The organism is Sulfurospirillum sp. hDNRA2, from assembly GCF_024206095.2.
Taxonomy (GTDB): Bacteria; Campylobacterota; Campylobacteria; order Campylobacterales; family Sulfurospirillaceae; genus Sulfurospirillum.
Genome location: NZ_CP159800.1, coordinates 176581 through 202690, shown reverse-complemented (window position 1 = coordinate 202690; position 26110 = coordinate 176581). Strand labels below are relative to the sequence as shown.

Annotated in this window: 28 protein-coding genes and 5 tRNA genes; 17 read left to right on the top strand and 16 right to left on the bottom strand. The window is 41.5% G+C overall.

The window, feature by feature from the left end; translation table 11 throughout:
• Window positions 1-35 precede the first annotated feature (35 nt).
• The 10 genes from NL930_RS01100 to folE all read right to left on the bottom strand — a co-directional run bounded on the left by NL930_RS01100 (window position 36) and on the right by folE (window position 7381).
• Complete coding sequence (locus NL930_RS01100; RefSeq protein ID WP_254377228.1) at window positions 36-644, bottom strand: Crp/Fnr family transcriptional regulator; 609 nt, start codon at window positions 642-644, stop codon at window positions 36-38.
• 6 nt (window positions 645-650) lie between these two features.
• Window positions 651-899, bottom strand: coding sequence for a hypothetical protein (locus tag NL930_RS01095; protein ID WP_254377229.1), 249 nt, complete (start codon window positions 897-899; stop codon window positions 651-653).
• Window positions 889-1128 carry a hypothetical protein gene (locus NL930_RS01090; RefSeq protein ID WP_254377230.1) on the bottom strand — a complete coding sequence of 80 codons (240 nt, stop codon included), beginning with the start codon at window positions 1126-1128 and terminating at the stop codon, window positions 889-891. The genes NL930_RS01095 and NL930_RS01090 overlap by 11 nt, the downstream gene beginning before the upstream one ends.
• A 131-nt stretch (window positions 1129-1259) precedes the next feature.
• Window positions 1260-2477: a molybdopterin molybdotransferase MoeA gene (locus NL930_RS01085; protein ID WP_254377231.1), complete on the bottom strand. Its 1218-nt coding sequence runs from the start codon at window positions 2475-2477 to the stop codon at window positions 1260-1262.
• Window positions 2474-2920, bottom strand: a complete 447-nt coding sequence (locus tag NL930_RS01080; RefSeq protein WP_041963134.1) for a molybdenum cofactor biosynthesis protein MoaE — start codon at window positions 2918-2920, stop codon at window positions 2474-2476. Before NL930_RS01080 ends, NL930_RS01085 begins: the two co-directional genes overlap by 4 nt.
• Before the next feature lie 3 nt (window positions 2921-2923).
• Window positions 2924-3145: a MoaD/ThiS family protein gene (locus NL930_RS01075; RefSeq protein WP_254377232.1), complete on the bottom strand. Its 222-nt coding sequence runs from the start codon at window positions 3143-3145 to the stop codon at window positions 2924-2926.
• A 50-nt stretch (window positions 3146-3195) separates the two neighbouring features.
• Window positions 3196-4182: an iron-sulfur cluster assembly scaffold protein NifU gene (locus NL930_RS01070; RefSeq protein WP_039673929.1), complete on the bottom strand. Its 987-nt coding sequence runs from the start codon at window positions 4180-4182 to the stop codon at window positions 3196-3198.
• 33 nt (window positions 4183-4215) lie between these two features.
• The gene (locus tag NL930_RS01065; protein WP_254377233.1) at window positions 4216-5406 is read right to left on the bottom strand and encodes a NifS family cysteine desulfurase; all 1191 of its coding nucleotides are present in this window, start codon (window positions 5404-5406) and stop codon (window positions 4216-4218) included.
• A 95-nt stretch (window positions 5407-5501) separates the two neighbouring features.
• The gene (fliI, locus tag NL930_RS01060; protein ID WP_039673933.1) at window positions 5502-6806 is read right to left on the bottom strand and encodes a flagellar protein export ATPase FliI; all 1305 of its coding nucleotides are present in this window, start codon (window positions 6804-6806) and stop codon (window positions 5502-5504) included.
• On the bottom strand, window positions 6806-7381 hold the full coding sequence (gene folE, locus NL930_RS01055; RefSeq protein WP_039673935.1) for a GTP cyclohydrolase I FolE: 576 nt from the start codon (window positions 7379-7381) through the stop codon (window positions 6806-6808). The genes fliI and folE overlap by 1 nt, the downstream gene beginning before the upstream one ends.
• Before the next feature lie 129 nt (window positions 7382-7510).
• On the opposite strand from folE, the gene tig reads away from it, so the two are divergent.
• From tig to NL930_RS00985, 14 genes are all read left to right on the top strand, one after another.
• Window positions 7511-8806 carry a trigger factor gene (tig, locus tag NL930_RS01050; protein WP_039673937.1) on the top strand — a complete coding sequence of 432 codons (1296 nt, stop codon included), beginning with the start codon at window positions 7511-7513 and terminating at the stop codon, window positions 8804-8806.
• Window positions 8806-9396, top strand: a complete 591-nt coding sequence (gene clpP / locus NL930_RS01045) for an ATP-dependent Clp endopeptidase proteolytic subunit ClpP (protein ID WP_039673939.1) — start codon at window positions 8806-8808, stop codon at window positions 9394-9396. The genes tig and clpP overlap by 1 nt, the downstream gene beginning before the upstream one ends.
• 21 nt (window positions 9397-9417) lie before the next feature.
• The gene (locus NL930_RS01040) at window positions 9418-10500 is read left to right on the top strand and encodes a diguanylate cyclase (protein ID WP_060825077.1); all 1083 of its coding nucleotides are present in this window, start codon (window positions 9418-9420) and stop codon (window positions 10498-10500) included.
• Complete coding sequence (gene def, locus NL930_RS01035) at window positions 10497-11012, top strand: peptide deformylase (protein ID WP_041963775.1); 516 nt, start codon at window positions 10497-10499, stop codon at window positions 11010-11012. Before NL930_RS01040 ends, def begins: the two co-directional genes overlap by 4 nt.
• A 2-nt stretch (window positions 11013-11014) precedes the next feature.
• A complete protein-coding gene (locus NL930_RS01030; protein ID WP_254377234.1) occupies window positions 11015-12553 on the top strand; it encodes a YifB family Mg chelatase-like AAA ATPase in 1539 nt (512 codons plus the stop codon).
• A gap of 8 nt (window positions 12554-12561) precedes the next feature.
• Window positions 12562-13956 (top strand): NAD(P)H-hydrate dehydratase, encoded by a 1395-nt coding sequence (locus tag NL930_RS01025; protein WP_254377235.1) that lies wholly within the window; start codon window positions 12562-12564, stop codon window positions 13954-13956.
• On the top strand, window positions 13947-14537 hold the full coding sequence (purN, locus tag NL930_RS01020) for a phosphoribosylglycinamide formyltransferase (RefSeq protein WP_039673949.1): 591 nt from the start codon (window positions 13947-13949) through the stop codon (window positions 14535-14537). The genes NL930_RS01025 and purN overlap by 10 nt, the downstream gene beginning before the upstream one ends.
• The gene (locus NL930_RS01015; RefSeq protein WP_254377236.1) at window positions 14527-15321 is read left to right on the top strand and encodes a thiazole synthase; all 795 of its coding nucleotides are present in this window, start codon (window positions 14527-14529) and stop codon (window positions 15319-15321) included. Before purN ends, NL930_RS01015 begins: the two co-directional genes overlap by 11 nt.
• A gap of 75 nt (window positions 15322-15396) precedes the next feature.
• Window positions 15397-15473 (top strand) — tRNA-Pro (locus tag NL930_RS01010).
• 24 nt (window positions 15474-15497) lie between these two features.
• Window positions 15498-15574 (top strand) — tRNA-His (locus NL930_RS01005).
• A gap of 22 nt (window positions 15575-15596) precedes the next feature.
• Window positions 15597-15673 (top strand) — tRNA-Arg (locus NL930_RS01000).
• A gap of 18 nt (window positions 15674-15691) precedes the next feature.
• Window positions 15692-15768 (top strand) — tRNA-Arg (locus tag NL930_RS00995).
• Between the two features lie 15 nt (window positions 15769-15783).
• Window positions 15784-15868, top strand: a tRNA-Leu gene (locus NL930_RS00990).
• A 95-nt stretch (window positions 15869-15963) separates the two neighbouring features.
• On the top strand, window positions 15964-17706 hold the full coding sequence (locus tag NL930_RS00985) for a site-specific integrase (RefSeq protein WP_254377237.1): 1743 nt from the start codon (window positions 15964-15966) through the stop codon (window positions 17704-17706).
• A 14-nt stretch (window positions 17707-17720) separates the two neighbouring features.
• Here the strand turns inward: NL930_RS00985 and NL930_RS00980 are convergent, their stop codons facing one another.
• From NL930_RS00980 to NL930_RS00960, 5 genes are all read right to left on the bottom strand, one after another.
• The gene (locus NL930_RS00980) at window positions 17721-18095 is read right to left on the bottom strand and encodes a hypothetical protein (RefSeq protein WP_254377238.1); all 375 of its coding nucleotides are present in this window, start codon (window positions 18093-18095) and stop codon (window positions 17721-17723) included.
• A complete protein-coding gene (locus NL930_RS00975; protein WP_254377239.1) occupies window positions 18088-18480 on the bottom strand; it encodes a hypothetical protein in 393 nt (130 codons plus the stop codon). Before NL930_RS00975 ends, NL930_RS00980 begins: the two co-directional genes overlap by 8 nt.
• Window positions 18481-18718: 238 nt before the next feature.
• Window positions 18719-19954 (bottom strand): FtsK/SpoIIIE domain-containing protein, encoded by a 1236-nt coding sequence (locus tag NL930_RS00970; RefSeq protein ID WP_254377240.1) that lies wholly within the window; start codon window positions 19952-19954, stop codon window positions 18719-18721.
• Entirely contained in the window at window positions 19951-20220 is a 270-nt protein-coding gene (locus tag NL930_RS00965; RefSeq protein ID WP_254377241.1) for a hypothetical protein, read from the bottom strand. Before NL930_RS00965 ends, NL930_RS00970 begins: the two co-directional genes overlap by 4 nt.
• 16 nt (window positions 20221-20236) lie before the next feature.
• Window positions 20237-21352: a replication endonuclease gene (locus tag NL930_RS00960; RefSeq protein WP_254377242.1), complete on the bottom strand. Its 1116-nt coding sequence runs from the start codon at window positions 21350-21352 to the stop codon at window positions 20237-20239.
• A gap of 203 nt (window positions 21353-21555) precedes the next feature.
• Here NL930_RS00960 and NL930_RS00955 point away from each other — a divergent pair, with 203 nt between their 5' ends.
• Together NL930_RS00955 and NL930_RS00950 are read left to right on the top strand one after the other, a co-directional pair.
• Entirely contained in the window at window positions 21556-22266 is a 711-nt protein-coding gene (locus NL930_RS00955) for a hypothetical protein (RefSeq protein WP_254377243.1), read from the top strand.
• 216 nt (window positions 22267-22482) lie between these two features.
• Entirely contained in the window at window positions 22483-22962 is a 480-nt protein-coding gene (locus NL930_RS00950; RefSeq protein WP_254377244.1) for a nucleoside 2-deoxyribosyltransferase, read from the top strand.
• Window position 22963: 1 nt separating this feature from the next.
• On the opposite strand, the gene NL930_RS00945 is transcribed toward NL930_RS00950, so the two are convergent.
• Window positions 22964-24250, bottom strand: coding sequence for a DNA polymerase IV (locus tag NL930_RS00945; protein WP_254377245.1), 1287 nt, complete (start codon window positions 24248-24250; stop codon window positions 22964-22966).
• 341 nt (window positions 24251-24591) lie between these two features.
• Here NL930_RS00945 and NL930_RS00940 point away from each other — a divergent pair, with 341 nt between their 5' ends.
• The gene (locus NL930_RS00940) at window positions 24592-26088 is read left to right on the top strand and encodes an aldehyde dehydrogenase family protein (RefSeq protein WP_254377246.1); all 1497 of its coding nucleotides are present in this window, start codon (window positions 24592-24594) and stop codon (window positions 26086-26088) included.
• Window positions 26089-26110: the final 22 nt, after the last annotated feature.

Below are 26110 nucleotides of genomic sequence, written 5' to 3'. Positions count from 1 at the left end.
CCATCATACCGCTAAAAAGAGGCGTTGTCATTAACTTAGGTTAATTTCATCGCTTTTCGGATACGAGAAAGTGCAACTTCCGTGATGCCCAGATACGAAGCGATATGATAATTCGCCACCGCACTCTCGATCATCGAGTAGTCGTTAAGAAATTTGAGATAACGCTCTTTCGCGCTTAAGAGCAAAAAATCTGCTTCCCTACGCTCTTTTTTGACGATCAGCCGCTCGTAAATGCGAAGCATAAGGTCATTCCACTCGCGATGCTTCGCACCAAGCGCACGAAAGTCTTCATAGCTGATGCAAAGCACCGTAAATTCACTCAGCGTCTCCACGCCAAAAGGCGAGACCTCGTCTTTCATAGAAACCGAAGAAATACTGCTCAAAAGATGCCCCGTTTTTTCGGCAAACGACTTGTTGAACTCTTTGCCGCTTTCGCTGATGTAGTAATAGCGCGCCAAACCTTGAATCAAAAAGTAAAAATCCTTCACCTTGTCGCCGATGTCAAACAGATGCGCTCCTTTAGGAAGCGTTTTAAGGCTAAAATAACATGTTGCCTCCTCCCAAATGCTTAAAGGCAAAGGGGATATATCCGAGAGAACAGGATAGAGTGTTGAAAGTGCATTTTGAAGGGAAAAAAAGTGCATCATCGGCTATTTATAATGGTTTGTCAACGCCATAATTTCAACTGTTTCGACATCGACATCAATAAAAATAACTCTGTATTTTTTATTGAGCCGAAACAAGTAAACAAGCCTCTCTTTTGGCTCTAAAATTTCAGTATTTAACGAAGGATGAAAAGGATTGTTTTCAAAAAGCATTTTTGCTTTTTCATATTTTTTTGAAAGATTGTGTACTTTGAGATAATCTTCTAAATCACCTCGTAAGGATTTAATGTGCATCGTAAATGGAACTTTTTCTCAAACCGTCTTCAAGGTCTTTGAAAAAATCATCCGAATAATTCTCTTTTTGAAAATCACCCATCAGGTCACCTAAATCATCTTTTTGAAATTTTTTAAAGTAAAGCTCTTTCTTGACAATCGTCTTCTTCACTTCCTCAATTTCATTGAGATTCATCTGCGAAATAAGCTTTAAAATATGAGGTAAGGTTATATCTACGGCTATTTGCATGACCTCTCTTTGATGTTAAATTGGCTTAATTACAACGTGTTTTGTATGAGATTTAAGCCCAGATTGTCTTTCTTTAAAGTGGTATTTCTGTCTGTATTTTACATGTAACCTAAAAAAGCGTTGCCAGACGTTTACACGTCCAGCAATACTACATCCACCATCTCGCCTTTTTCGATTTTTTGGACGTCTTTTTCAACGCGTAAAAGCACGGGGTTGTCTAAAAGATTGTTGAGAATGGCGCTACTGCCCTCTTTTTTGCCTGTCAAGTCAACCACGAGTTGTCCCTCCGTAAAGCGAAGATTGCAGGCGGTAAATTCGACAAATTTAGAGCGTTTTTTGTAGGCTTCGCCCATATAAGCTTTACATGTAGGCAGTGCAAAGTTTTGCGCACGCATTTTGCGAAGCAAAGGCGCGATAAATAAAAACGTACACACCGATGCGCTGTAAGGAAATCCGGGAAGCGCGTAGATGTACTTGTGATCGGCCTTGACGACGCGGATATGACGTCCCGGTTTCATATACGAACCGTCGATGATGTTTTGCGTTTTCATATCGGTCAAGATACTTTGCAAATAATCAAAATCCCCCACGCTTCCTCCGCCGGTCGTCACGACAATGTCGCTCCAACGCAGCGCTTGGCGAAGCTGTTGTTCGATCAATGCGCGATCGTCGCGGATCAGTTTAAAACGCATCGTTTCGCAATGCATCTGTTTTAAAATCGCTTCGACGGTGACGTGGTTGGAGCTGTGTATCTGTGCGTGTGAGGTTTTAGGCTCTCCAAAATCAAGAATTTCGTTACCGGTAGAGAGAATAGCAACGCGAGGACGCATAAAGACTTCGACTTGTACCATGCCAAGTTCCGCCATTACGCCGATTTGCGCGAAACCGATCTTCGTGCCTCTTTTGATAAGCACTTCGCCCGCTTTGTAATTCTCGCCGATAGGACGTACCGCAAAACCTTTGGAAACGGCGGAGGTAATGCGAATCGCGTCGTTTTCGACTTCGACGTTTTCGATGGGAATCAATGTATCGCTTCCTTCGCTCATCAGCGTTCCGGTAAAGGTTTTCACGCATTGACCTTTGGTTACGACGTTGCGCGCTTCTTCTCCGGCGGGAACGTAATCGCTGATCGTCAATTTCCCCAATTGCTGATCGACAAATCGAATCGCATAGCCGTCCATCGAAGCGGTTTCATGGGTTGGATTGTTCTCTTTAGCGACAATATCGACGGCTAAGATGCGCCCTAAAGCATCCGCGACAAAAAGATTTTCGCGCCCAAACTCGCAATCTATCGAAGCCTCTAACGCTTGAAGCGTTTCGTCAAAAGGGGGAAAATGCGTGTTATTCATGCATCCGCCTTTAAAAGACCGTGTCCTTGAAGCAAGTGCGAACGCTCTTTGGCGTAAACACGCTTTCCGCCGATCAGATCGTACTTCCAAATAGGCGCGTTGGCTTTGAAATCTTCCACAAAATCGTTGATCATCGAAAGGGCGACTTTACGTTTGGGAGAGACGACCGCCGCGATGTAAGAAGAGGTATGATTGGGCACGTCTCCGCGTGAATGCGCCATCAACAAGTAAGCGTTTTGTGCTTTGGCTCTCTCTTGCCACGCATCAAACCAACCCTTTAAAATCGGCTCGTAAATATCAAAACTAAGCCCCTCGATGCCGTCTTCGTCGCGCACGATGCCCACAAAGGGAATGAACGCACCGTAATTTTTATCGCTAATTTGATCGTACCAAGAAGCCAAAATACTTTTGACATGTAAGGATCCCTCGTGAAGTTCCAGCATGTTTCAACCTCCGCAAACAGGAGGGAGTAAGGAGATTTTATCGTGAGAAGAGACGGGAACGTCCGCTTCGCAAACCAAGGTATCGTTGATGGCTACGGCGCAGATGCCGAGCCATTCTTGAAGCTCTTTGTCTTCTTTGAAAAAGCTTTTGAGTTCACTGAGGTTTTGAATATCGACTTCGATGCTTGATCGGCCTATCGGGCCTAAAAATTCGACTTTTGCCACGCACTATCCTTCCAAATAAAGAGGCGTTAAAGGCAAAAGCCTTTAACGATTTAAACAGGTAATATTCGTATATTTTTACTTAATTTCTCTTGTAAAACCGCTTCGATAGCAAAAAGCGTCCCCGTAGAGCTGCTCGCACATCCGCTACAAGCGCCCAAATAGCGGATATAAACGTCGCTCATACCCTCACTTTCTTTAATATCGAGGATTTCAAGATTGCCGCCGTCCATTACAAGCATCGGACGAATATTTTCATCGATCACTTTTTCGATCTCTTGGAATTTCTTAACGACGGTCAAGTCGTCGAAATTAACCGTATGCGTGCCCTCGACTTTAACGTTAGACATCGCAAGCAAACGGTCGTGCTCCATCTCGGCGCGCGTATCGCGTAAGATATCTTCCAAATAGTACTCGCGTGCTTCATGACCGCCCGGTTTGATACAGGATTTACAAAACGCACCCGCTTTGGTGTAGTTCGTGATTTGCTCGACGGTCGTGAGATTGTTGATGCGAATCACCTCTTTAATCGTTCCAAGGCTGACGCGCGCACATTCGCATACGATGATTTCGTCCTCAAACGAAGCCGCATCCACACCCTTAAACGAAGCGGCGGCGGCTTTAATAACGTCGTACGCCATGACCGAACAGTGCATTTTTTGCGGCGGAACGGCCGGAACGTCAGGCGTATCGCGCATTGCTTTTTCAACGTCAATGTTGGTGATCTTCACCGCTTCGGAGACGGTTTTGCCGATACAAAGCTCCGCCATCGTATCCGAACTTGCGATCGCCGTACCGCAACCGAAACTTTTAAATTTCGCCGCTTTAATGACTTCGGTCTTTTCGTCGACGATCCAGTAAAGGCGCACGGCATCGCCGCAGCTCTCCGCACCGAAATCGGCGATGATAAGCTTACCGCCCATCCATTTAGCGTCTTCTTCGGTCAACTCGCCCATATTGCGAGGATGATTCATCAAATCTTGTACTTTTTGGCTGTACTCTTCCCAGATAGAGCCGCCGATCAAACTGTCTTTTGCCATTTTTTATCCTTTAAAATCTTTACATGTAAAGTTTTACAATCTACTCACGTGCCACTCGGGCGCGTAAGCGTACGTACTGGAAATTGCTCTTAATCTTTCAACGGCTTTGTAAATCACGTCGATAGCATAATCAATCTCTTCGTCGGTCGTAAAACGCGATAACGAAAGTCGAAGTGCGGTATGTGCAAGGTCGGCTTCCGCGCCGATGGCTTCCATAACGGGATTGGATTCCAATGCTTCGCTGGCACATGCACTTCCCGTACTCGCACCGATACCGTTTTGATTGAGATCCCACAACATTGCTTCGCCTTCAATACCTTTAACGCTGATTAAAATCGTGTTGGGTACGCGTTGTTCTTTGGTTCCTACGACAAACGTTTCGGGAATTTTCAGCAATGCGTCTTCAAGTTTATCGCGCAGACGTCTAACGTTGCTTTTTTCAAAATCAAGAGCGGCAACGGCAAGCTCCATCGCTTTGCCCATACCGACGATACCGGGAACGTCAAGCGTTCCGCTACGGCGTCCACCCATATGCTCGCCACCGTGAAAAAACGGAGTTAAGGCTTGCCCATTACGAATGTAAAGTCCGCCTATTCCTTTAGGACCGTGAAATTTGTGTGCGGAAAAGCTTAAAAAATCAACATTGGCTTTTTTAACATCGACGGGAATTTTACCGACGGCTTGAACGGCATCGGTATGAAACAAGACGCCTCTTTCTTTGCAAATCGCGCCGATCTCCTCGACGGGAAAAATCATACCCGTTTCATTGTTTGCCCACATAATGGAAACCAATGCGGTTTTATCGGTAATTGCGTTTTTAAGGTCTTCCACGTTAATGACGCCGTCGGTATTGACCGGAAGGTAGGTCACGTTAACGCCTAGACTCTCCAAAAATTTACAGGATGCTCCGACTGCCGGATGTTCCACTTCGCTCGTGATGATATGATTTTTATCGCCGTGTAAAATGTAGTCGTTGTACACGCTTTTGATGACCCAGTTATTGCTCTCGGTCGCACAAGACGTCACGACGATATCGTCTTCGTCGTCCGCGTTAATGCCCGCATAAAGTTGATCCATCGCCTTGCGTAATGCCGGATGACTTTCGCTTCCGAACTGATGTAAGGAGTTCGGATTGCCGTATTTTTCGCAATAATAAGGCTTCATCAACTCGAATGCCTCGGGGTCGAGCATCGTTGTCGCATTGTTATCTAAATAGACTCGCATAAATTTCTCCGTCCGAATAGGATAAACTTTATCCTAATTTATTTTTTTGAATACTATTACTTTCTTTATTAAAAAAAACTAAAAATTTTTAACCATTAATTGACTATTTGTTTCAGATCATTTATCGTCGCTTCAAACGCAAACGCTTCTTCGGGGTTTTGTTGTAAAAATTGATTCATCTTCTCTTTTTTGCTAATCGCCAAGTCTAACTCTTTGTCGTTGCCTTTTTCATACGCTCCGATGCGAATGAGCACTTCATTCTCTTTTAAGATCGAACTCAAACGCTTAAAACGCATCGCCGCTTTTTTATGATCGCTATCGATCACGTCGCCCATAACCCTTGAAGCACTGTTTTGAATATTGATCGGAGGGTAAATCCCGTAATCCGTCAACTCCCTACTCAAAACGATATGTCCGTCTAGAATACTTCGGGACTGATCGGCAATCGGGTCACTTAAGTCGTCACCTTCGACCAATACCGTAAAAAAAGCGGTAATCGAACCTTTACCTTCCTCTTTTCCGGCACGTTCCATCAGTTGCGGAAGCAATGCTAAAACCGAAGGCGGATACCCTTTGGACGTCGGAGGTTCGCCCAATGCAAGACCGATTTCCCGTTGCGCCATCGCAAAGCGCGTCACCGAATCCATCATAAAAAGGACGTCTTGACCTTGGTTTTTAAAATATTCCGCGACGCTCATAGCACTAAAGGCTCCGTATTTTCGCATCAACGGCGAATCATCGCTGGTTGCGACGATAATGACGGTGTTTTCCAAATTGCCGCCGAGATTTTTTTCGATAAACTCGGGGACCTCGCGTCCTCGTTCGCCGATAAGCGCAACCACTTTAATCGGAGCTTCCGAACCTCTGACGATCATGCCCATCAAGGTCGATTTTCCGACGCCGCTTCCGGCAAAAATCCCCATTTTTTGCCCTTTTCCGCAAGTCAAAAGTCCGTCAATCGTTTTGACCCCGACGCGAAACGGCTCGTTGATCAACCCTCGTTTCATCGCGTCCAAAGGCGCTTTCATGATCGGTGCTTGAGAGCTTGCACCTATCGTTCCTTTGCCGTCTTTAGGGCGAATGAACGGATCGACCACGCGCCCTAAAAGCTCTTCGCCTACCGGAATCATCATTCCCTGTTCGCTGATAAAGACTTTATCCCCGATTTTAAACCCTTCGATAAAGCCGAACGGTGAGATATAAAATGTCGTTCGATTGACTTCGGTAATCATCCCAAGTTCGCTTTTACGTCCGTCTAAGGAGACGATTTTGACGATATCGCCGATGCTGGGTCTAAGTCCGCATGCTTCGACGGTCGTCGCACTGATCTTCGTAATCGTGCCGAACATCGGAGAGAGGCTTTTGCTTTGCAGTTTTTCGCGTAGACGATTGAGCGGCATTAGTAACGATTCGCCTGCGGTGCATTGATAATATCAAAAAACTCTTTGCGCGTATCAGGTTTAAGGAAAAGCCCGCGTAATGCCGATGTCGTCGTGTTGGAGTGAGTTTTTTCCACGCCGCGCATTTCCATGCACATGTGACGCGCTTGAATCACGACGCCGACTCCTTTAGGTGCGATAACATCGTCGATCGCTTTAGCGATTTGTTCGGTCAGTTGTTCTTGGATTTGAAGGCGTCTGGCAAACACGTCGACCATCCGCGGAATTTTAGAAAGTCCTACAACTTTCCCGTTTGGAATATAAGCGACATGTGCACGTCCGATAATCGGTAAAAGATGGTGTTCGCACATAGAGTAAAACTCTATATCTTTAATGAGAACCATTTGATTGTTATCGCTTTCAAACAATGCTTCGCCTAAAACGTCGTTGGGACTTTGAGTATAGCCTTGCGTCATATATTCATAGGCCTTAAAGACGCGAGTCGGCGTTTTTAAAAGCCCTTCGCGCTTTGTGTTTTCGCCGATGATTTCGAGCATCGTTCTAACGGCATTTTCAAACTCTTCTTGTCTGTGCATTTTTCTTCACTTTATTTCGTAATTAAGACGACTTATTCTATCCGCTTTTTGCTTTTTAATGGATAAAAAGCGAGTTAAAAGCTAATTTTTGCTATATTTGAGCAAAATTTTATATCGAAAAGGGATTTTATGCAAATTAAAGTTAACCGTACCAATAGTGCTAATGCTGCCGTCGAGGCAACCATTTCACCGGCGCTTTTGCAAAAAAAAGAAGAGAAGATGCTCGCATCGGCGGCGTCCACTATGAAAGTTGACGGATTTCGAAAAGGAAAAGTACCTACGCATCTTGTAAAAGCACGCTTCGGCAAAAAAATTAAAGAAGACGCACAAACAGACGCTTTACGCGAACTTTATTCCAAAGCGTTGGAAGCATTAGACGTTAAAGCCGAACTCGTCGTCGGAGAGCCTAGTTTTACAAAATTTGAAGAAAAAGAGGGCGGCTTAGAACTTGTTATGAAACTCTCTTTCAGACCGACGGTTAACGTAGAAGGCTATAAAGAGTGCGTTCCCGAATACAAAGCACCCAAAGTAACCAAAAAAGAGATCTCCGAGCGTCTTGAAAAAACCTTGGCTTTGGTTGCCGATCTTAAAACCGTTGAAGAAAAAAGAGCGGTAAAATCAGGCGATTTCGTCGTTATCGATTTTGAAGGCTTTATCGATGACGTAGCGTTTGAGGGCGGCAAAGCAGAAAATTATACGCTTGAAATCGGAAGCCATTCGTTTATCCCCGGTTTTGAAGACGGCATTATCGGTATGAAAGCCGGCAAAAGCAAAGACATTGAAGTAACTTTCCCCGAAAATTACGGCAAACAAGAACTCGCCGGTAAACTCTCCGTCTTTAAAGTAACACTTAAAGAGATTAAAGTGAAAGACGTTCCCGAAACTCCGAGCGAAGAGATGATCAAACGCTTACTTCCGGGCGTCGAAAATCCTACGCTTGAGACCTTGGAGGAGCAAATCGAAACCGAAATTCGTAACGAAAAATTAGCAAAACTTTTCAACGAAGAGGTTAAACCCAAATTCGTCGAAACGATTTTGGAAAAAATCGCATTAGACCTCCCCGAAAACATCGTCGATCAAGAGATTGATCTTCAGATGAGAAGCGTTTTCGGAAAACTCAGCGAAGATGAGATCAAAGAGTACTCTTCCAATCCCGAAAAAATCAAAGAAAAACGCGAAGAATTTAGAAACGATGCCGAGAAAAGCGTTAAACTAACGTTTATCGTCGATGAGCTTGCTCGTGCCGAAGGCATCAACGTCAGCGATCAAGAAGTGCTTCAAATGATCTACTTTGAAGCAATGCAACAAGGCGCCAACCCAAAAGAATACCTTGAATTCTACGAGAAACAAGGCGTTCTTCCGGCAATTAAAATGTCCATCATTGAAGAAAAACTCTTCAACAAGCTTTTTACTAAAGGTAAATAATGAGCTATTATGTCCCTGTCGTTATTGAAAAAACGGGTCGAGGTGAGAGAAGTTACGATATTTACTCTCGCCTCTTAAAAGATCGTATTATTATGCTAAGCGGCGAAATCAACGACGTCGTCGCTTCTTCCATCGTTGCGCAACTGCTTTTTTTGGAAGCCGAAGACCCCGAAAAAGATATTTATCTTTACATCAACTCCCCGGGCGGCGTGATTACCAGCGGCTTTAGTATTTACGATACGATGAACTACGTCAGACCCGATATTTGCACGATTTGTATCGGGCAAGCCGCTTCGATGGGAGCTTTTTTGCTCAGCTCCGGTGCAAAAGGGAAACGTTACGCGCTTCCCAACGCACGCATCATGATCCATCAACCTTTAGGCGGCGCGCAGGGACAAGCAACCGACATTGAGATTCAAGCCAAAGAAATTTTACGCATGAAACAAGTGTTAAATGAAATTTTGGCAAAAAATTGTAATCAAAAAATGCCCAAAATCGTCAAAGACACCGAACGCGACTTTTTCATGAGCGCGGAAGAGTCTTGCGAATACGGTCTTATCGATAAAGTATTGGATAAGAGCTTTAAATAATATTTCATAAGAAGGCGCGTTATGGTTCGTTTCAACAAAGAAAAGGGTGCAACGGGTGTTTATACGATCGATACGAAAGAGGATGCCTTAACGGTAGCCCCGACTATCAAAGAGCCCGTCGTTCCGCAACAATCTAACGCCGAACTTGAGAAATTTTCCGCTCAAGTCCTTAAAGTGTTGGGGGATGAAAACATTCCTCCGACACCGAGTAATTTCCAAATTTACTTTGACAAGCTCTTGGAAAACAAACCTGCCGCATTTAAGAAGCGCATTAACGAGTTTTTAGACCTTGAAACGACCAACAACGATGAAAATCACGTGAAAATCGAGCGCGAAATTAAAGAAGGTTTTTCTCAAATTAAAAATATTATGCAAGTCGTCTCAACCGTTTATCGCAACTTGGGCGTTATGCAAGATATCGTGAAAAAACGCTCCAACCAATTGGAAACCAATCCGAACGCGCTAACGTTGCAAAATATTATCGCTTCTTTCACGACGGATTTGAGCAAAATGTTCGAACTCACGACCAAACAATTGGATCTTTTGAAAGAGTATTACCAAAAAGCGACGACCATTTTACAAGAGGTCGATAACCAATCCATTTTCGATATTAAATACGGCGTTTACAACCGACGTTATCTTTTAAAATCACTCGAAGACGAACTGAAACTTATTCAAAATTACGCGCATCCGAGCTCTTTGGTGTTGGCGCGCGTCAAAGAGAGCGTTCTTGATTCGATTGCGGTCAAAAAAGATAAAGATACCGTCGTACGCAATATTGCGAAACTTTTACTGAAAACATCGCGCCGAAGCGATATTGTCGCGCATTTCGGTGACGGTATTTTTGCAATGATTTTAAAGCATACCGACTTAACGGGCGCCAAAAAAGCATGCGATCGTATCAGCGATTTGGTTTATCAAACCAGCTTTTTTGTCGGAACATCCGAAATTGAAACCGATATCGAACTTTCCATCACGGCATTGCAACCCGAATACAGCGCCGAAGAATTTTTAGCGGCAACGCTCGAAGGGCTACCGCATACGGGTAAAAAATTTATCCCTTACGTGGTCTGTACGCCTTCTTTACAGGAAGAGGAAGAATGATTTTAGAGATTTTAGTTTATCCCCATAAACTTTTACGTGAAAAATCCAAAGACGTCACGGTATTTGATAGTACCTTGCATACGCTTTTGGATAACATGTACGATACGATGGTATTTAAAGAGGGTATCGGATTGGCGGCTATCCAAGTCGGCTTCCCGTTAAACGCTCTTCTAATCAATCTCGTCGACGAAGACGGATTGCAAAAAAAAGAGAACCTTTATGAGATTCTCAACCCCGAAATTCTAGAAAAAGACGGTGCCGTCGTTTATCAGGAAGGATGCCTTAGCGTCCCCGGATACTACGATGAAGTCGAACGTGCCGCCCACATCAAATTAGCCTATTACGACCGTTACGGACAACGCCATGAAGAGGAGTTTCGCGATTTGATGGCAATTGCCGTTCAACACGAAATGGATCATCTTCGAGGGCATCTTTTTATTGAAAAGCTCTCCTATTTAAAACGCAAAAAATTTGAAAAAGAGTGGAAGAAAAAACAAAAAGAAAAGGCGTAACGATGGAAGAAGCTTCTGCGCTTTCCAACGTCAAGCATGCCAAATGCGCAACGTTTTACGCCAATAAAGCCTATCGCGTCGACGTCGAGTCGACTTTCGTTCGAGCACTTCCGGGATTCTCTATCGTCGGGCTCGCAGACACGGCCATCTTGGAGTCTCGCGAACGTATAAAATCGGCACTTTCCAGCATCGATTTTCACTTTCCGGCGCAAAAAATTACCGTCAATCTTTCACCCTCCGATCTTAAAAAAGAGGGAAGCCATTTCGATTTGGTCATTGCTTTATTGATCGCAATGCAAAAAGAGCGCTTTACATGTAAGGATTTTTTTGTCTTTGGCGAACTGGGTTTGGACGGCAGGGTCAAAAAAAGCAATGCGATCTTTCCGATCGTTTTATCGCTTGCGTCTCAGCAAAAAGACCTTCACGTCTTGGTTCCCGACGAACTTTTACGGAAAATAGCGCATATTCCGGGTATTCACGCTTTTGGCGTTGAAACGCTTCACGATGCCCTTCTTTTTTTCAAAGAAAAACGTTTTGAGCAAACTGCTCCGGTTCTAAACGAATCTTTTTTATGCGAACATAGTATGAGCATCGGCGGCAAAGAGTACTTTTACGAGGCTCGTTTTCCGCTCGATTTTAGCGATGTTTTGGGACAGCACCGCGCCAAACGTGCGCTTACGATCGCCGCTGCGGGCATGCACAACTTTCTCATGGAAGGTAGCCCCGGATGCGGAAAGAGTATGAGCATTAAACGCTTACGCTATATTTTACCGCCTCTTTGCATCGAAGAAATTTTAGAATCCAACGCTTATGCCTCTTTGGAAAACGAAGAAACGGCACTTTGCGCTCTACGCCCTTTTCGTTCGCCGCACCACACCTCTTCGCGTCCTTCCATTTTTGGAGGCGGATCGTCGCAAAGTAAAGCCGGAGAAGTGGCACTAGCGCATAACGGCATTTTATTTTTCGATGAATTTCCCAACTTTTCTAAAACCGTTTTAGAGAGTCTTCGAGAGCCGCTAGAAGATCATCGCGTTTTGATTTCGCGCGTCAACACGAAAGTCAGTTATGCTACCAAATTTCTTTTTGCCGCCGCACAAAACCCGTGTCCGTGCGGAAACTTACTGAGTCGTACGCACGAGTGTCGTTGCAGCGAAGCCGAAATTGCCCGCTATAAAAATCGTATTTCAGAACCCATTATGGATCGACTCGATTTATACGTACAAATGAGCGAAGAGCATTCCAAAGAGAGCGGATTGAGCTCTTCGGAGATGTTTGAGCAAGTTTTAAACGCCTTTAAGATGCAAAAGGAACGCGGGCAAGAAGAGCTAAACGGCAAACTTTCCGAAGCCGAAACGATGCGTTACTGCCTTTTAGACGACGAAGCACAAGCAAGTCTGGAAACGGCAAGGGAACGTTTAGGGCTTTCGGCTCGAAGCCTGCATAAAGTGCTACGTGTTGCGCGCACGATCGCCGATTTGGCGCAAGCTCGACTCATTGCCAAAGAACATATGATCGAAGCTTTAAGTTTTCGCAAACGTTAGGAGAAACCATGCGCTATATTTACGAAAAAACGGATTTTTTAGACGCTCGTTGTTACGATGCATTTGCGCTCTGCTCCGAAATTTTAATGGAACACGCGGGCTTAGCACTTGCTAAAGCGGTTCAAAAGAAATTGCCGTGGAATAAAAAAGCACTGTTTATCTGCGGAAGCGGTCATAACGGCGCAGACGGCATTGTGGCGGCACGGTTGCTTCACGGCACATGCGACGTCGCGATTTTGTGTCCTTTCGAACTCAAAACGCCGCTTGCACGACTCCAATACGAACGTGCGCAAAAACTAGGCGTACCCGTCGTTTCGGAATTGATCGATGCCGATGTTTACGTCGACGCACTTTTCGGAGCCGGGCTCAATCGACCCTTAGATATACCTACATGTCAGCTTTTAGAAACAATCAACGCTCAAAAAGGCTACAAAATCGCTTGCGATATTCCAAGCGGAATTCAAAGCAACCTCGCTTTAAGCGATACCCTCTTTCGTGCCGACGAAACCGTAACGATGGGCGCATTGAAACTTGCGCTGCTTCACGATAACGTCAAAGACGTCGTCGGTAAAATTAAAGTTGCGACCTTAGGTATCGCCCATACGTTTTACGACGTACCGAGTCCTTACGTTTTGATACAGAAAAAAGATTTGAAGTTACCGTTTCGCCGCTCTAAAAATAGCAATAAAGGCACTTTCGGACATGTTGCGGTGCTGCAAGGCCCTAAAGAAGGAGCGGCACGGCTTGCGGGTATGGGTGCATTTCATTTCGGTGCCGGTTTGGTAACCTTAGTCGGCGAAAAACCGAAAAGATTACCCGTTTATCTGATGCACGACGCTTCCATACCGCACAACGCCAACGTTGTCGTTGCAGGTATGGGATTGGTCGATTTCGATACGTCTACGATCAAACAACGGCTTTTAGACAACGATCTTCCACTCGTCATCGATGCCTCTTTATGCTACCATCCCTTCATTAAAGAGATCGTTGCGTCTTGCAAACCCGTTGTGCTAACGCCGCACCCCAAAGAGTTTAGTGCCCTTTTAAAACTGCTCTGCGATGAAGAGGCCGACGTCGAAAAGATTCAATCCAACCGTTTTGCGTACGCAAAAACCTTTAGCGAACGTTTTAAACATATCGTCCTCGTTCTCAAAGGAGCCAATACGATCATTGCCTATCAAGGCGAACTTTTCATTAACGCATACGGACGACCTTCTTTAGCCAAAGGCGGAAGCGGCGACGTACTCGCGGGCATGATCGGAGCACTTATCGCACAAGGATATGCACTCAAAGAAGCGGCTATTCAGGCTTCTTTAGCCCATGCACTCGTCTCGCGAAAACTTACATGTAACAATTTTGCCCTCACTCCCGTCGACATTTGTAAAGGTCTTAAATGGTTATAAAAAAAATTGCGATTCTCTTTAGCGGTACGGGGAGTAACCTCGAAAAACTCCTCGCCGATTTACATCACAAAACATTTCAACACTGTCGTATCGAAGTAGCAACGACCATCTGCAACCGTCCCGATGCCCAAGGCATTGAAAAATCCCGCCGTTACGGAATTGAACCGTTAATTCTCGACCATACGCAGTATGCTAATCGCGAAGCGTTCGATGAAGCACTTGTGCATGCTATTCGTGCCAGCGGTGCCGAATTAACCGTTTTAGCGGGTTTTATGCGTCTTTTAACGCCCGTTTTTACGCAAAATATTAAAGCACTCAATTTACACCCCTCTTTGCTTCCGCTTTTTAAGGGAGGCAATGCTATAAAGGAAAGCTTTGATTCTCCGATGAAGGTTGCCGGCATTAGCGTGCATTACGTCAATGAAGAACTTGACGGCGGCGAAATCATTGCGCAACGTTGCTTTGAAAAGACGGAAGGGATGAGTTTTGAAGCGTTTGAAGCTAAAATTCATGCTTTAGAGTATGAACTGCTTCCTCTAACCGTCAAAAATTTATTGGATAGGACACACCATGAATCATGATACCCTAAAAGTCGGAAATATCGAATTTGCAAGTCGGTTGATCGTCGGAAGCGGCAAATACCCCGATTTTCAAACCACGAAAGACGCCACGGTTGCTAGCGGCTCAAAGTTAATTACGGTCGCCGTTCGCCGCGTCAATATTACCAATCCTCACGAAGAAAACTTATTGGATTATTTCAAGGGTACGGACATCAAACTGCTCCCAAATTCCGCAGGCTGTACGACCGCCGAAGATGCGATCACGCTTTTTAGAATGGTACGGGAAGCTACGGGAATCGACTTGATTAAACTCGAAGTCATCGGCGATACGGCAAAAACACTTTATCCCGATGTGATGGAAACGCTTAAAGCATGTGAAGTTTTAGCAAAAGACGGCTTTACGATTATGACCTATACCAACGATGATCCGATTATGGCAAAACGTTTGGAAAATGCCGGAAGTGCTGCCGTGATGCCTTTAGCTTCTCCGATAGGAAGCGGTCTTGGCATCCAGAACCGTTATAACGTTCTTTTTATTAAAGAAGCCGTGAGCATTCCCGTCATCGTCGATGCGGGTATCGGCTGCGCCAGTGACGCGGCAATCGCAATGGAAATCGGTGCAGACGGCGTTTTAACGAATACGGCGATTGCTCAAGCTAAGAACCCGATTTTAATGGCTGAAGCCATGAAACATGCCGTATTGGCGGGACGTGCAAGCTATCTCGCCGGACGTATCGCCAAAAAACCGTTCGCTACAGCAAGTTCACCCACCGAAGGCCTTATAGAATTTTCACCCAAAGCTTAATCTTTTAGCTTGACAAAAGGCTGGAATTTGGCTAGAATTTCAGCCTTAAAAAGACCAGTTTGGTTTTTTAAACGTCGGGGCGTAGCGCAGCCTGGTAGCGCACCTGGTTTGGGACCAGGGGGTCGAAGGTTCGAATCCTTTCGCCCCGACCATGTAAAATAATGATAAAAATGATGGTGGGCGTAGCTCAGTCGGTTAGAGCATCAGGTTGTGGTTCTGAGGGTCGTGGGTTCGATCCCCATCGCCCACCCCATTATTTTTAAAGTGCAGTTTATGCGCTCGTAGCTCAATTGGATAGAGCAACGGACTTCGGATCCGTAGGTTGTAGGTTCGACTCCTTTCGAGCGCACCACCTTAAAGCCGAGACTTTGCGCTCTTAGCTCAGCTGGATAGAGCAACGCCCTTCTAAGGCGTAGGTCACACGTTCGAATCGTGTAGGGCGTACCACCTTAATACTTATGTGCGGATATGGTGAAATTGGTAGACACGCCAGACTTAGGATCTGGTGCCGAGAGGCGTGGGAGTTCGAGTCTCTTTATCCGCACCACTTTTTTCTAAAACCCCCTATATATCGACTTTCATGAGCTTAGTATTTTAAAATGTTGCACTTTTTGTTGCACTTTTCATTCGAAAGGTCTCAAAGTGCGCTATCTCTACTTTCAAAAAAATCGTTATTTCTTTAAACGTAAACTTCCCTTTACAGCGGATAATATTGTAATTTCTCTGCAAACAGATAGTTTATCTGTGGCTAAAACCCTTTTAGCTATGATAACTCCTAAAATCCATAAACTTTTTATCTATTTAAAGGGCAACCCCATGTATAGCGAAAATGTTAAAAAACTGATTGAAACATACATTAAAGAAGCCATTGTTGAGTATTCGGAATTAGAAAATGCGAGGCATACAGCATTTAACTTTATGGACGAAGAAGGCAAAAAATTTGGAGGGCATAGCGAAAAAGCGATTGATAGAGCTTTAGAGTATATTATCGAAATTCTCCAACGCCCCGAAGACGACACGGAACTTCATAGTTTTGCTCAAAGCATTTTAGAGCGAAGCAATATCAAGTCCAGTGATCTTACAAACTTAACCGAGCAAGAACGAAAGGATTTTATCTTTGAAATAATCAAAGCGGAATTTAATGTCCTAAACTACGATAAAGAACGTAATCAAAAACGCCTTAATGAATATCAAAATTTTAATGTTACACCTTCCTTGTCTTCTATTGTAACGCCACCACAAGATACTCTAAGGCAAGTACCAGAAAAAAACTATTTTGCGAAAACAGCTAAGAAGTGCTTAGAAGAATTCGTAACTTTAAAAACACTCAAAAATAAAGAATTTTTTCGTAATCAGCGTGATATAGAAATTTTCCTTGAATTAACCGATAAAGAATATTTAATTGAAATCACACACGACGATCTTAATACTTTTTTAGAAGATTTCAGATATTTACCACCAAAAGAAAAAGAGTATATTGCACTTTATAAAAAAATCCCTCTGAAAATCATCGCTGCGCGTTCAAAAGAAGAGCATTTTAGAACTTTATCCCCTAAAAGCTTCTCTATGAAGCTCTCTAATATCAATGCGTTTTTAGATTATGCCATTTCCAGTGAACTATTAGATATAAACCGACTCAAAACAAAAGTTAAACTCACAAAACCAAACCCTGCGCATGACAAGCAGAACGATATTCGCAAAGAATATACAAACGAACAACTAGAAAAACTCTTTAATGAATCAAGTGCTTACACTAAAGATTTCGAAAAAAATCTTTCTACTCGTCCTTCACGAATTTGGATACCACTGATTTTGCTCTATCATGGATTTAGAATTAATGAAATTGCCCAAATTAGACTAGATCAAATCACCGAAAGGCAAAATATCCCTATTTTTAAAATTTCTTCTGAATATGCTGATCAAAAACTAAAAAATAACAGCAGTGAACGCAAAGTTCCTATTCACCCCAAACTCATTGAATACGGATTTTTAAAATTTGTGGAAAACCAACGCCAAAAGAAGTATGAACGATTATTTCAAGACTTATATCATACAAAAAGGAAAGGTTACGGGCAAGCATTTTCCAAATTCTTCAATAAAAAACCATTTAAGCAAGAGTGGCTTTCTGCCGAGACACTTGAAAAAATGGAAGCCGAAGTAATTATGCTTGATTTGCATTCATTCAGGCATAATTTCAGTAGCTCATTAAAAGGAAAAGTTGAAGACAGTGTCCTTGACGAATGTATGGGACATGAATCACCTAAAGGCTATAAATACGGGAAAATCTCACTGGAAACATTATTAGAAGGTATTTCCAAATGCAGTTATAATCTTAATATCTCTGAGCTTGAAAATAAACTCAAAAACCATTATTTTAAATTTTAGGTTTATAAATTTAATTATAAAAGGCTATCCAATAAACTATTTAAACCAGAAACTTGCTCTTGTACGCGCTTATACAAATCGTGAACAGAAGAGCTATACTGAGTATTTTCCCAGAGAATTGTATCAGATTCCACTATTGCGATTTTAACCTCTTCAGTCCAATGTAAAATATCAAATTCTCCGTTATATTGTCTAGTACGTCTTATAAATAACGCTATTGTTTTATCTTTATATTTCACTGAAAAATAAATAGGAACAATATCGTCAGTACCTTCTATTAAATATCTTGGAGGAGTTTTTGATTCCCACTGAATTTCATTCTTTATTGTTAATCTCATTAACTCTGTGATCAACATTACTAATTTATTTTTAGCTTCTATTTTACTCATTATCATACCTCAAGTCTTTGTCTTCTTGGATTAATGCTTCTTTTATGGAGGAAATTTTAGCATATGAATCATATATATCTTGTTCTGTTAATCTGTCCATTTGATAACATTTGAAAATTTTCCAACAAAGTCGCTTTCTCTTTTGAAAATCGTTTAATAAGGATTTAATTTCACTTTTTATCGCTGAACTTGCTTTTGGAAAAACATTATTTAATATAGATTCACATTTCTTGAATTCAATAAATAAATCGAGTTTATTAGCTTCAATATTTGAAAGCTTACTTGAAATATTAGAAGTAATATTTTCTAAATCTTTAATAATTTCAGGTATTCTGACTTTTTTTATAAATTTTTGCTTAATTTTTTTACTAGTAGTAATAACCATATGTTAAGTATTAAGCCAATTATTGAAGCCCATGAAGCCATATCGTTTAATGTAAAAGAGCAAAACCATTCTATGCTTTTTATTAACCAATTTAAAATACTTTCGTTCACACAATCCTACTTAATTAATAAGATATTATATTATACAATATTATCAGTTACCTATCTGACACTTTATATAAAATAAGTCAAGGGAAGTGAGCCACCGACCTTTTGGGTCGGTTGGCTTCACTTCAAATTCATTCTATCGTAACCTCAAAATACCGTATCATTAAGTTTTGTGCCTTTTCCGATATATAAGGCACTTGTATTAAATGCTTTTCACTCGTGATACCGTCTTTAACAATTGCCCTACCCTTGTTAAAATCTGAAACCTTTGTCTTTGTAATCAGTTGGATATCTTCTTGTGTTCCAATGGTATTATTCACATTAAAATCACTATCTGTTTTCATAAGTACCTTGGATTGTATATTGGTAAGTACATTCGTTGGAATGTTCGTACTATCAATCTTTTGAGCAAAAAGAAGAAGTATGATTTTTGCAGCTCTTCCTTTTTGAAATAACTCAATCATATTCGCAAAGATTGAATCTTTGAGTTTTTTGTCATAGTGCGTGCCAACAGTGCCCACTTCGTCAAATATCACATAGATAGGCTTTCCACTATAAATCAATTCATTATGTTCTTTCATATGCTGAAAGCGTTCATTCATAAGCTCTTTAAGCCTTTGAAACAGCGTATCAACAGCTTCCACGCTATCTATAAAAGTTACATTGGCGATATGTTGATAGCGTGAGAGTTCAGGAGCTTTCAAATCTATCATAACAATATGATCTATCATACTTTGATTATAGAGCAATGACAAGATAAGCAAATTCATAAAGTTAGACTTTCCACTTCCTGATTCTCCAACGGTTATCATGTGGGTTTGATTTTCAAGAGCTACGAGATATTTACCCTCTTTATAGTATCCATAGAAAATTTTGCCATGCTCTAACGATAGTAAAGGGTTATTGCACTCTATAAAAAGAGGCAGTCTATAAAATTGTAGTTTGACTTCTTTCGACTTATGAGGTTTTATATCTACTTCAATGGGTTTATCGTGAATTCCTAAGAAATGTACTATTTCATTTAAACGATTGAGTTGATACTCTTCGCATTTAATGGCATTACGATTATAGAAGTAAGCCGTACTATGCTTTTTATCATAGTGTGTAAACTGATCTAAATAAATTTTGCCCTCTTTGGCTTCGCTTGTTGGTCGTGTAATGAGTTTGAGCGCATAGGGCATAGTGATAAAATCCCAGTATTTGACATAGTAGAAAATACGCTCAACAATAAGAGCACATAAAATAATATAGACATATAATGTTAAATTTTCTATATGAAAAACGTAATTGATCGCTATAAAAGTGATTAGGAGCAACCAGCCCCTAATCATACTATCGAGTATAAATAATTTTAGTCCCTCTATCATGCTCTTTTAACCTCAGTTTTTTTCATGCTATCACTTTGTGTAAAGTATAAATTGCCATTGGCTGAAACAACAGAAACAGGGATTGACACAAATTCACCTTTTTGAAGTAAAGCAATATCAGAATCTACGGTTATTTTAACTTTGATAACTTCCATGCCTTTTACTTCGCTCTCCATAAGAAACTGTGCATAAACTGTTTTTTTACCCTCGAATGATTTTTCTACCACCGCCATGATTTTTCCGTTAATTGTAATTTGTGTTGACATTGTTGTATTTCCTTTGTTAATGTGTTTTAATTTTTACTAGATTGGCTTTTTTATAAAGCAACTTTCTCTTGTGTTTTATGACTAAATCTGTTATACGATAAAAAATTTTGCCATCCGGTGCGCGTATTCTGTTGGATTTTAATTCGATTGTAAAGAGTGCTTTTTGGCTTCCTTGCGTACTTTTCACAGTTTTTGTTGTTTTAGATTCTATATGTGTGACATACTTTTTAATATAGGTATTGTTTTGCAAATAGAGGTAATAAGGAACGCCTAGCTCTTTAATCACCAAATCAATCTTTGACTTTATTTCAGGGGTTAGCGAGTAATAAATCTTTTTATAGAGAAACTGTGTTAGTCCAATATCACTACTTGTAATCACTCTAATTTTATGGGTACGTTTCCAACCGTCCATAGAACGAATTAAAAAATAGTCTTGTCCGTCTTGTAGGTTTTTAGTAATGTATTTGAGTAAATACCTTGAAGCAAATGTTATGTTTTCTCTAAATTTTGGCTCTTCAAAATCAGACTGATTTAGCTCATAAAATGCAACGACACGTTTATAAACAATTTTTACAGCGTCAAGGTGTTCAAGTGGGAAAAACACAAGATAATGAACGTGGGGTATGGTTGTGCTATGTGGCTCATAAACTTTTACATAAAAGAACTCGTCACCAACATAGTTTTTTACACGTTTGTAAAATGTTCTCACAAGCTCATTTAAAAAGCTATACCCCTCATTGATAGCCTCTACAATCGTATCAAACTCAAAATGCTCATTCAATGAAACATAGAGCCTTTTATCGCCTCTTTGTATGGATTTAAAAGGGTGAAAGCGTGAAGGAAGTGTAAAAGTCATAAAGACGCTGATATACTCCAACTCTTTGGCAATGTGTTCGATTGAAGAGACTTTTTGCTCAATCAACTTGGTGTATTTTTTATACTCCAGCTCAAAGTCATAATCAAGTTTAAAGAGTTCACCCGTGCTTATATTGCATAGATCAATGCGTGATAGATACTCTTTTTGTTTTTGCTCTTTTGCAAGGCTTACAGCAAAGTAATCTTTTAGATTGTGTTGTAGCTCTTGGTAGAGTTTGGTGTTTTGTAATTTCTTCGTTGCATAGATTGACTTCATTTTTTTTCCTTTAGGTTTGGCTTCAAAACCTAAAAGGAGTTGTGTAAAATTTTTCTCTACAACGTTATAGGGTGCTCAAATGAAAAAAAGTGCGATCTTGGAAAAAAAAGTGTTAAAAAATGCAAATATTTTAAATTTGTGCAATTTATATGAAATGTGAAGTATTAATTATTATAATTTTAGGATTCAAAAAGGAGATATTTTTGAAATATATAGCTCATGATTTAGAAACAGTCGTTTTAAATTCTTTTTATAATTACAACGAGCCAACACATAGATATGCTTCATTTGATTATTGCTTTAATTTTTTTCAAAATACAACATACGTAGAATTAGAAAATGATATTGAAAAAGCTTGTCTACAACTTTCTTTTTATTTAGCGAGTTGGGGTATGTTAAGAGGCTCCAGTTTCTTACTTCAAAAAAGTGCTAAGCATTATGAACCTTTAATCAAGTATCTTATAAATCTGAAAAAAGAGGATAACGATATTTGGAATATTGACGTCGATTGTTATACAAAACGTAATATAAAAACAATTCTTACTATATATGAAGGCATTACAACAAATATCTTAGATAAGGACTCAACAAATCAAACATTAACACTTAATACAAAAATTATGTTGGGAGTTTTTGGCTGTATTCCTGCATTTGATCAATATTTCACAGAAACATTCAGGCAAATATTTAAGCATGAGTGTGGTTTCCGTTCTGTCAGCGAAAAAGCTCTTCTTGCACTAAAGAAGTTTTATGAAGAGAATAGTGATTCTGTCAATTCACTACAAGATAAAATTACTACTTTAGATTTTGCGACAAGTAGCAAAGGTTCATTAAATTATACAAAAGCAAAGATTATTGATATGTATGGTTTTGCTAAGAGAAATCAACTTTCTTTAATGACTTCAGAAATTTAAGATTATTTCGGTTATGATTGCACCCAATGTTGCACAATTTGTTGCACTTTTAAGGTTATAAACTCACTAAAGCCCTAAATATAGGCACTTTAAAAATTGGTTACGGAGTCTCTTTATCCGCACCACTTTTTTATAAAACAACTTTCCCTTACTTTTACACAATTTTTTAGCTAAACTGCTGACTTCATTTTACATTCTAAAACGAAAGAATATGCCATGCAAACAATTTATCTCGCGGGACCGGAAGTTTTTTTACCCAATGCCGTAGAAATCGGAGAAAGATTAAAAAAATGCTGTCGAGATTACGGTTTTGCGGGAAATTTTCCGCTCGATAATGTTATCGTGGGTTCATCGCCGAGTGAAATCGCATTGAAAATCCGCGAAGCCAATCAAAAAATGATTCAGGCAAGCGATATCGTCATTGCCAACCTTTCGCCTTTTCGCGGACCTGAACCCGATAGCGGTACGGTTTGGGAAGTAGGATTTGCGGAAGGGCTCGGTAAAACCGTCGTCGCTTACTCTAACGATAGACGAAGTCTTAAAGAACGAACTCAAGCGATGCTGCATTTAGGCGATAAAACCGTCGACGACAAGGGCATGTATCTCGAAGACTTCGGCTTAAGTCACAATCTGATGTTTGCCCATAAAATTATCGCATCAACGTTTGAAGCATGTCTACAAGCTTTACGTCGCTAAATCATAATTTTTCAATGCCTGCTCTGACAATATCGACACCGTATTTGTCACGCAATTGCGTCAGTTTTTCACTTAAACGTTTTGCTTTGTTATCTTCCTCAGACGAAAAAAGCGAAAACGTTTTGACATGTGAACGCGATACGAAGTTGGAAGCATAGAGTGCAAGATGATGGACGCGCTCATTGGGGAAGGTATCGAGCTTGACGAGAAAGTCTATCGCCAAGTTACGATAAAACGACTCGCTAAAAGCACGATCGACACTCAGCGAGCCTTGAGATTTGACTCCGTTTTCGTAACGAATCTTGAAAAAATAAGTTGTCGGATGAAGGCTTAGCTTCATCATCGTATGCGAAAGATGGCGCGCCAAAATAATCATACGCCGTTTTAGCTCTTCTCGATCTTTAATCGGCGCAAAATTGCGTGCGATGCCGATAGAACTTCTTGCACGATCGGTACAAACGGATTCGTTGTCTTCTCCGAGCACTTTAGCGTACAACTCTTTTCCCATTCTTCCCCAACCGCTGACCAGCCGACGATACGCAATCAAATCGCCTAAAGTTTCAATACGGTATTCATGCAATTTTTGAGATAAGACTTTCCCGATACCCGGAAAATTTTCGATCGGCTGAGGCGATACGAAAGCGACGATCTGCTCTTTGGGAACAATTTTGAGACCAAAAGGTTTTGCAAAATCGGTCGCAAGTTTGGCAATCCACTTGGACGTCGAAGCACCTATAGAGACGGGTAAATCAAACGTATCCATTATTTCTTGTCGTAACGTATGAATAAAATCATACGTTTTCTCTTCAAACACCCAACCGTGTAAATCTCCCCAAAATTCATCGATACTGTACTGTTCCAAGACCGGAATTTTCATCTTTAAAAACGCTTTTAATTGCGTGGAAAGGAGTTGATAGAAAAGATGGTCGCTCGAAACGACAAGCACATTCGGACACATCGCCAAAGCGTCGCGCAAAGGCGTTCCCGTTTTAATTCCGTAGGCTTTGGCTTCGTAGCTTTTTGCGATGACAATACCGTGTATATGTCCTTCTTCATTGATAAATTCTTTTTTCCATGCCGTTTTATCAAAGCCGTTAAACGCTTTTTTATGTTGAAAAAGACTGTTAAATCCACCGACCGATTCGGTCATAACGCAGTCGGTGTCTTCACGCGAAAAAATCTTCGTATCACTACTTTTACACACTACTACGGGTTTATTTTTCAAAAAAGGGGTACGGGTACGCTCCGCCGAAACAAAAAAACAATCCAAATCCAAATGAATAATCACGCGCCGTCCTTGTCTTTAAACATTCAAAAGGATTATAGGCTAAACGAAAAAAAGAGCTGGGAACTATTTCAAAATGAAATAAAACGCTCGAATCGGGCAAATTCGAGCGTTCAAGGAAAAAAGGTTGAGTGATTTTTAAAAAGGAGGTGTCTTGGTAGTGAAAGTATAGGACAATAGCATAAACGACCTCTTAATCGTTTGTAAATAAAAAGCAAACGTCACATAAAGTAAAAACGTTATCTACAAATTAATATAATTTTTAATGGGCGATTAAAGAGATCTGCACTAGAGTTTTTTCTAAAGATATTTTTATCTTTTACTTTAATTAGAAAGGTGCAAAAATGGCATATTCAAAACCAACGTATAAGCCTCGTTACGAAAATTTTATCGGCGGCGAATGGGTTCCACCCTTAAGCGGCGAGTATTTTGACAATCTTTCTCCGGTTGACGGTGAACTTCTTACCAAGATACCGCGCTCTTCCACGGCAGACGTCGATATGGCGGTTGCGGCGGCTAAAAAAGCATTTGAATCTTTTAAACACATGTCGGTCGTTCAACGAAGCGATATGCTCAATAAAATTGCCGACAAAATCGAAGCAAATTTAGAATTTCTCGCTATCTCCGAAACGCTAGACAACGGTAAAGCCGTACGCGAAACCCTCGCGGCCGATATCCCGCTTGTCGTCGATCATTTTCGCTATTTTGCTTCCGTCATACGCAGCGAAGCAGGATCGGTTGCCGACCTTGACGAAAATACGATCTCTCAAGAGATCCACGAGCCTCTCGGTGTCGTTGCACAAATTATTCCATGGAACTTTCCGCTTTTGATGGCGGCATGGAAAATCGCTCCCGCCATTGCCGCAGGGAACTGCGTCGTGATCAAACCTGCTAGCGCGACGCCACTGTCTATCTTGCTTTTAATGGAAACCATTCAAGACGTATTGCCCAAAGGCGTCGTCAACGTCATTAACGGTGCGGGCGGAAAAATCGGTAAACATCTCTCCACGCATCCGGACATTAAAAAAGTCGGTTTTACGGGCGAGACGACGACCGGTCAGCTCATCATGCAGTACGCTACCGAAAATATCATCCCCTCAACCTTGGAACTCGGCGGGAAATCCCCCAATATCTTCTTTGAATCCATTATGCAAAAAGACGACGAATTTTTCGACAAAGCAATCGAAGGTCTCGTACTCTTTGCCTTTAACAGCGGCGAAGTTTGCACATGCCCGTCTCGCGCATTGATTCAAGAGTCTATCTACGAACCGTTTATGAAACGCGTTTTAGAGCGCGTTAAAGCCATCACGCAGGAAAACCCGCTCGATCCGACTACGAAAATGGGTGCGCAAGCCTCCGTCAATCAAAAAGAGAAAATCTTAGATTATATCCGCATCGGTAAAGAAGAGGGAGCGCAGTGCCTTATCGGCGGTGAAGCGTACGAGAACAAAACATTCCCGAAAGGCAACTACATCCAACCGACGATCTTCAAAGGTCACAATAAAATGCGCATTTTCCAAGAAGAAATTTTTGGGCCTGTTTTATGTGTCACAACCTTTAAAGACGAGGATGAAGCGCTTGCCATCGCGAATGATACCATTTACGGTTTAGGTTCGGGTGTTTGGTCTAGAGATGCACATCAACTCCACAAAATGTCACGCGGCATCGAAGCCGGACGCGTATGGGTCAACTGCTACCATCTCTATCCGTCTCATGCCTCTTTCGGCGGCTACAAAAAATCGGGTATCGGTCGTGAAACGCATATGATGATGCTCAATGCGTATCGCCATACGAAAAATATTTTGACGTCATACAACAAAAATAAACTCGGATTTTTTTAAATCGCTTTATGCATGGGCTTTT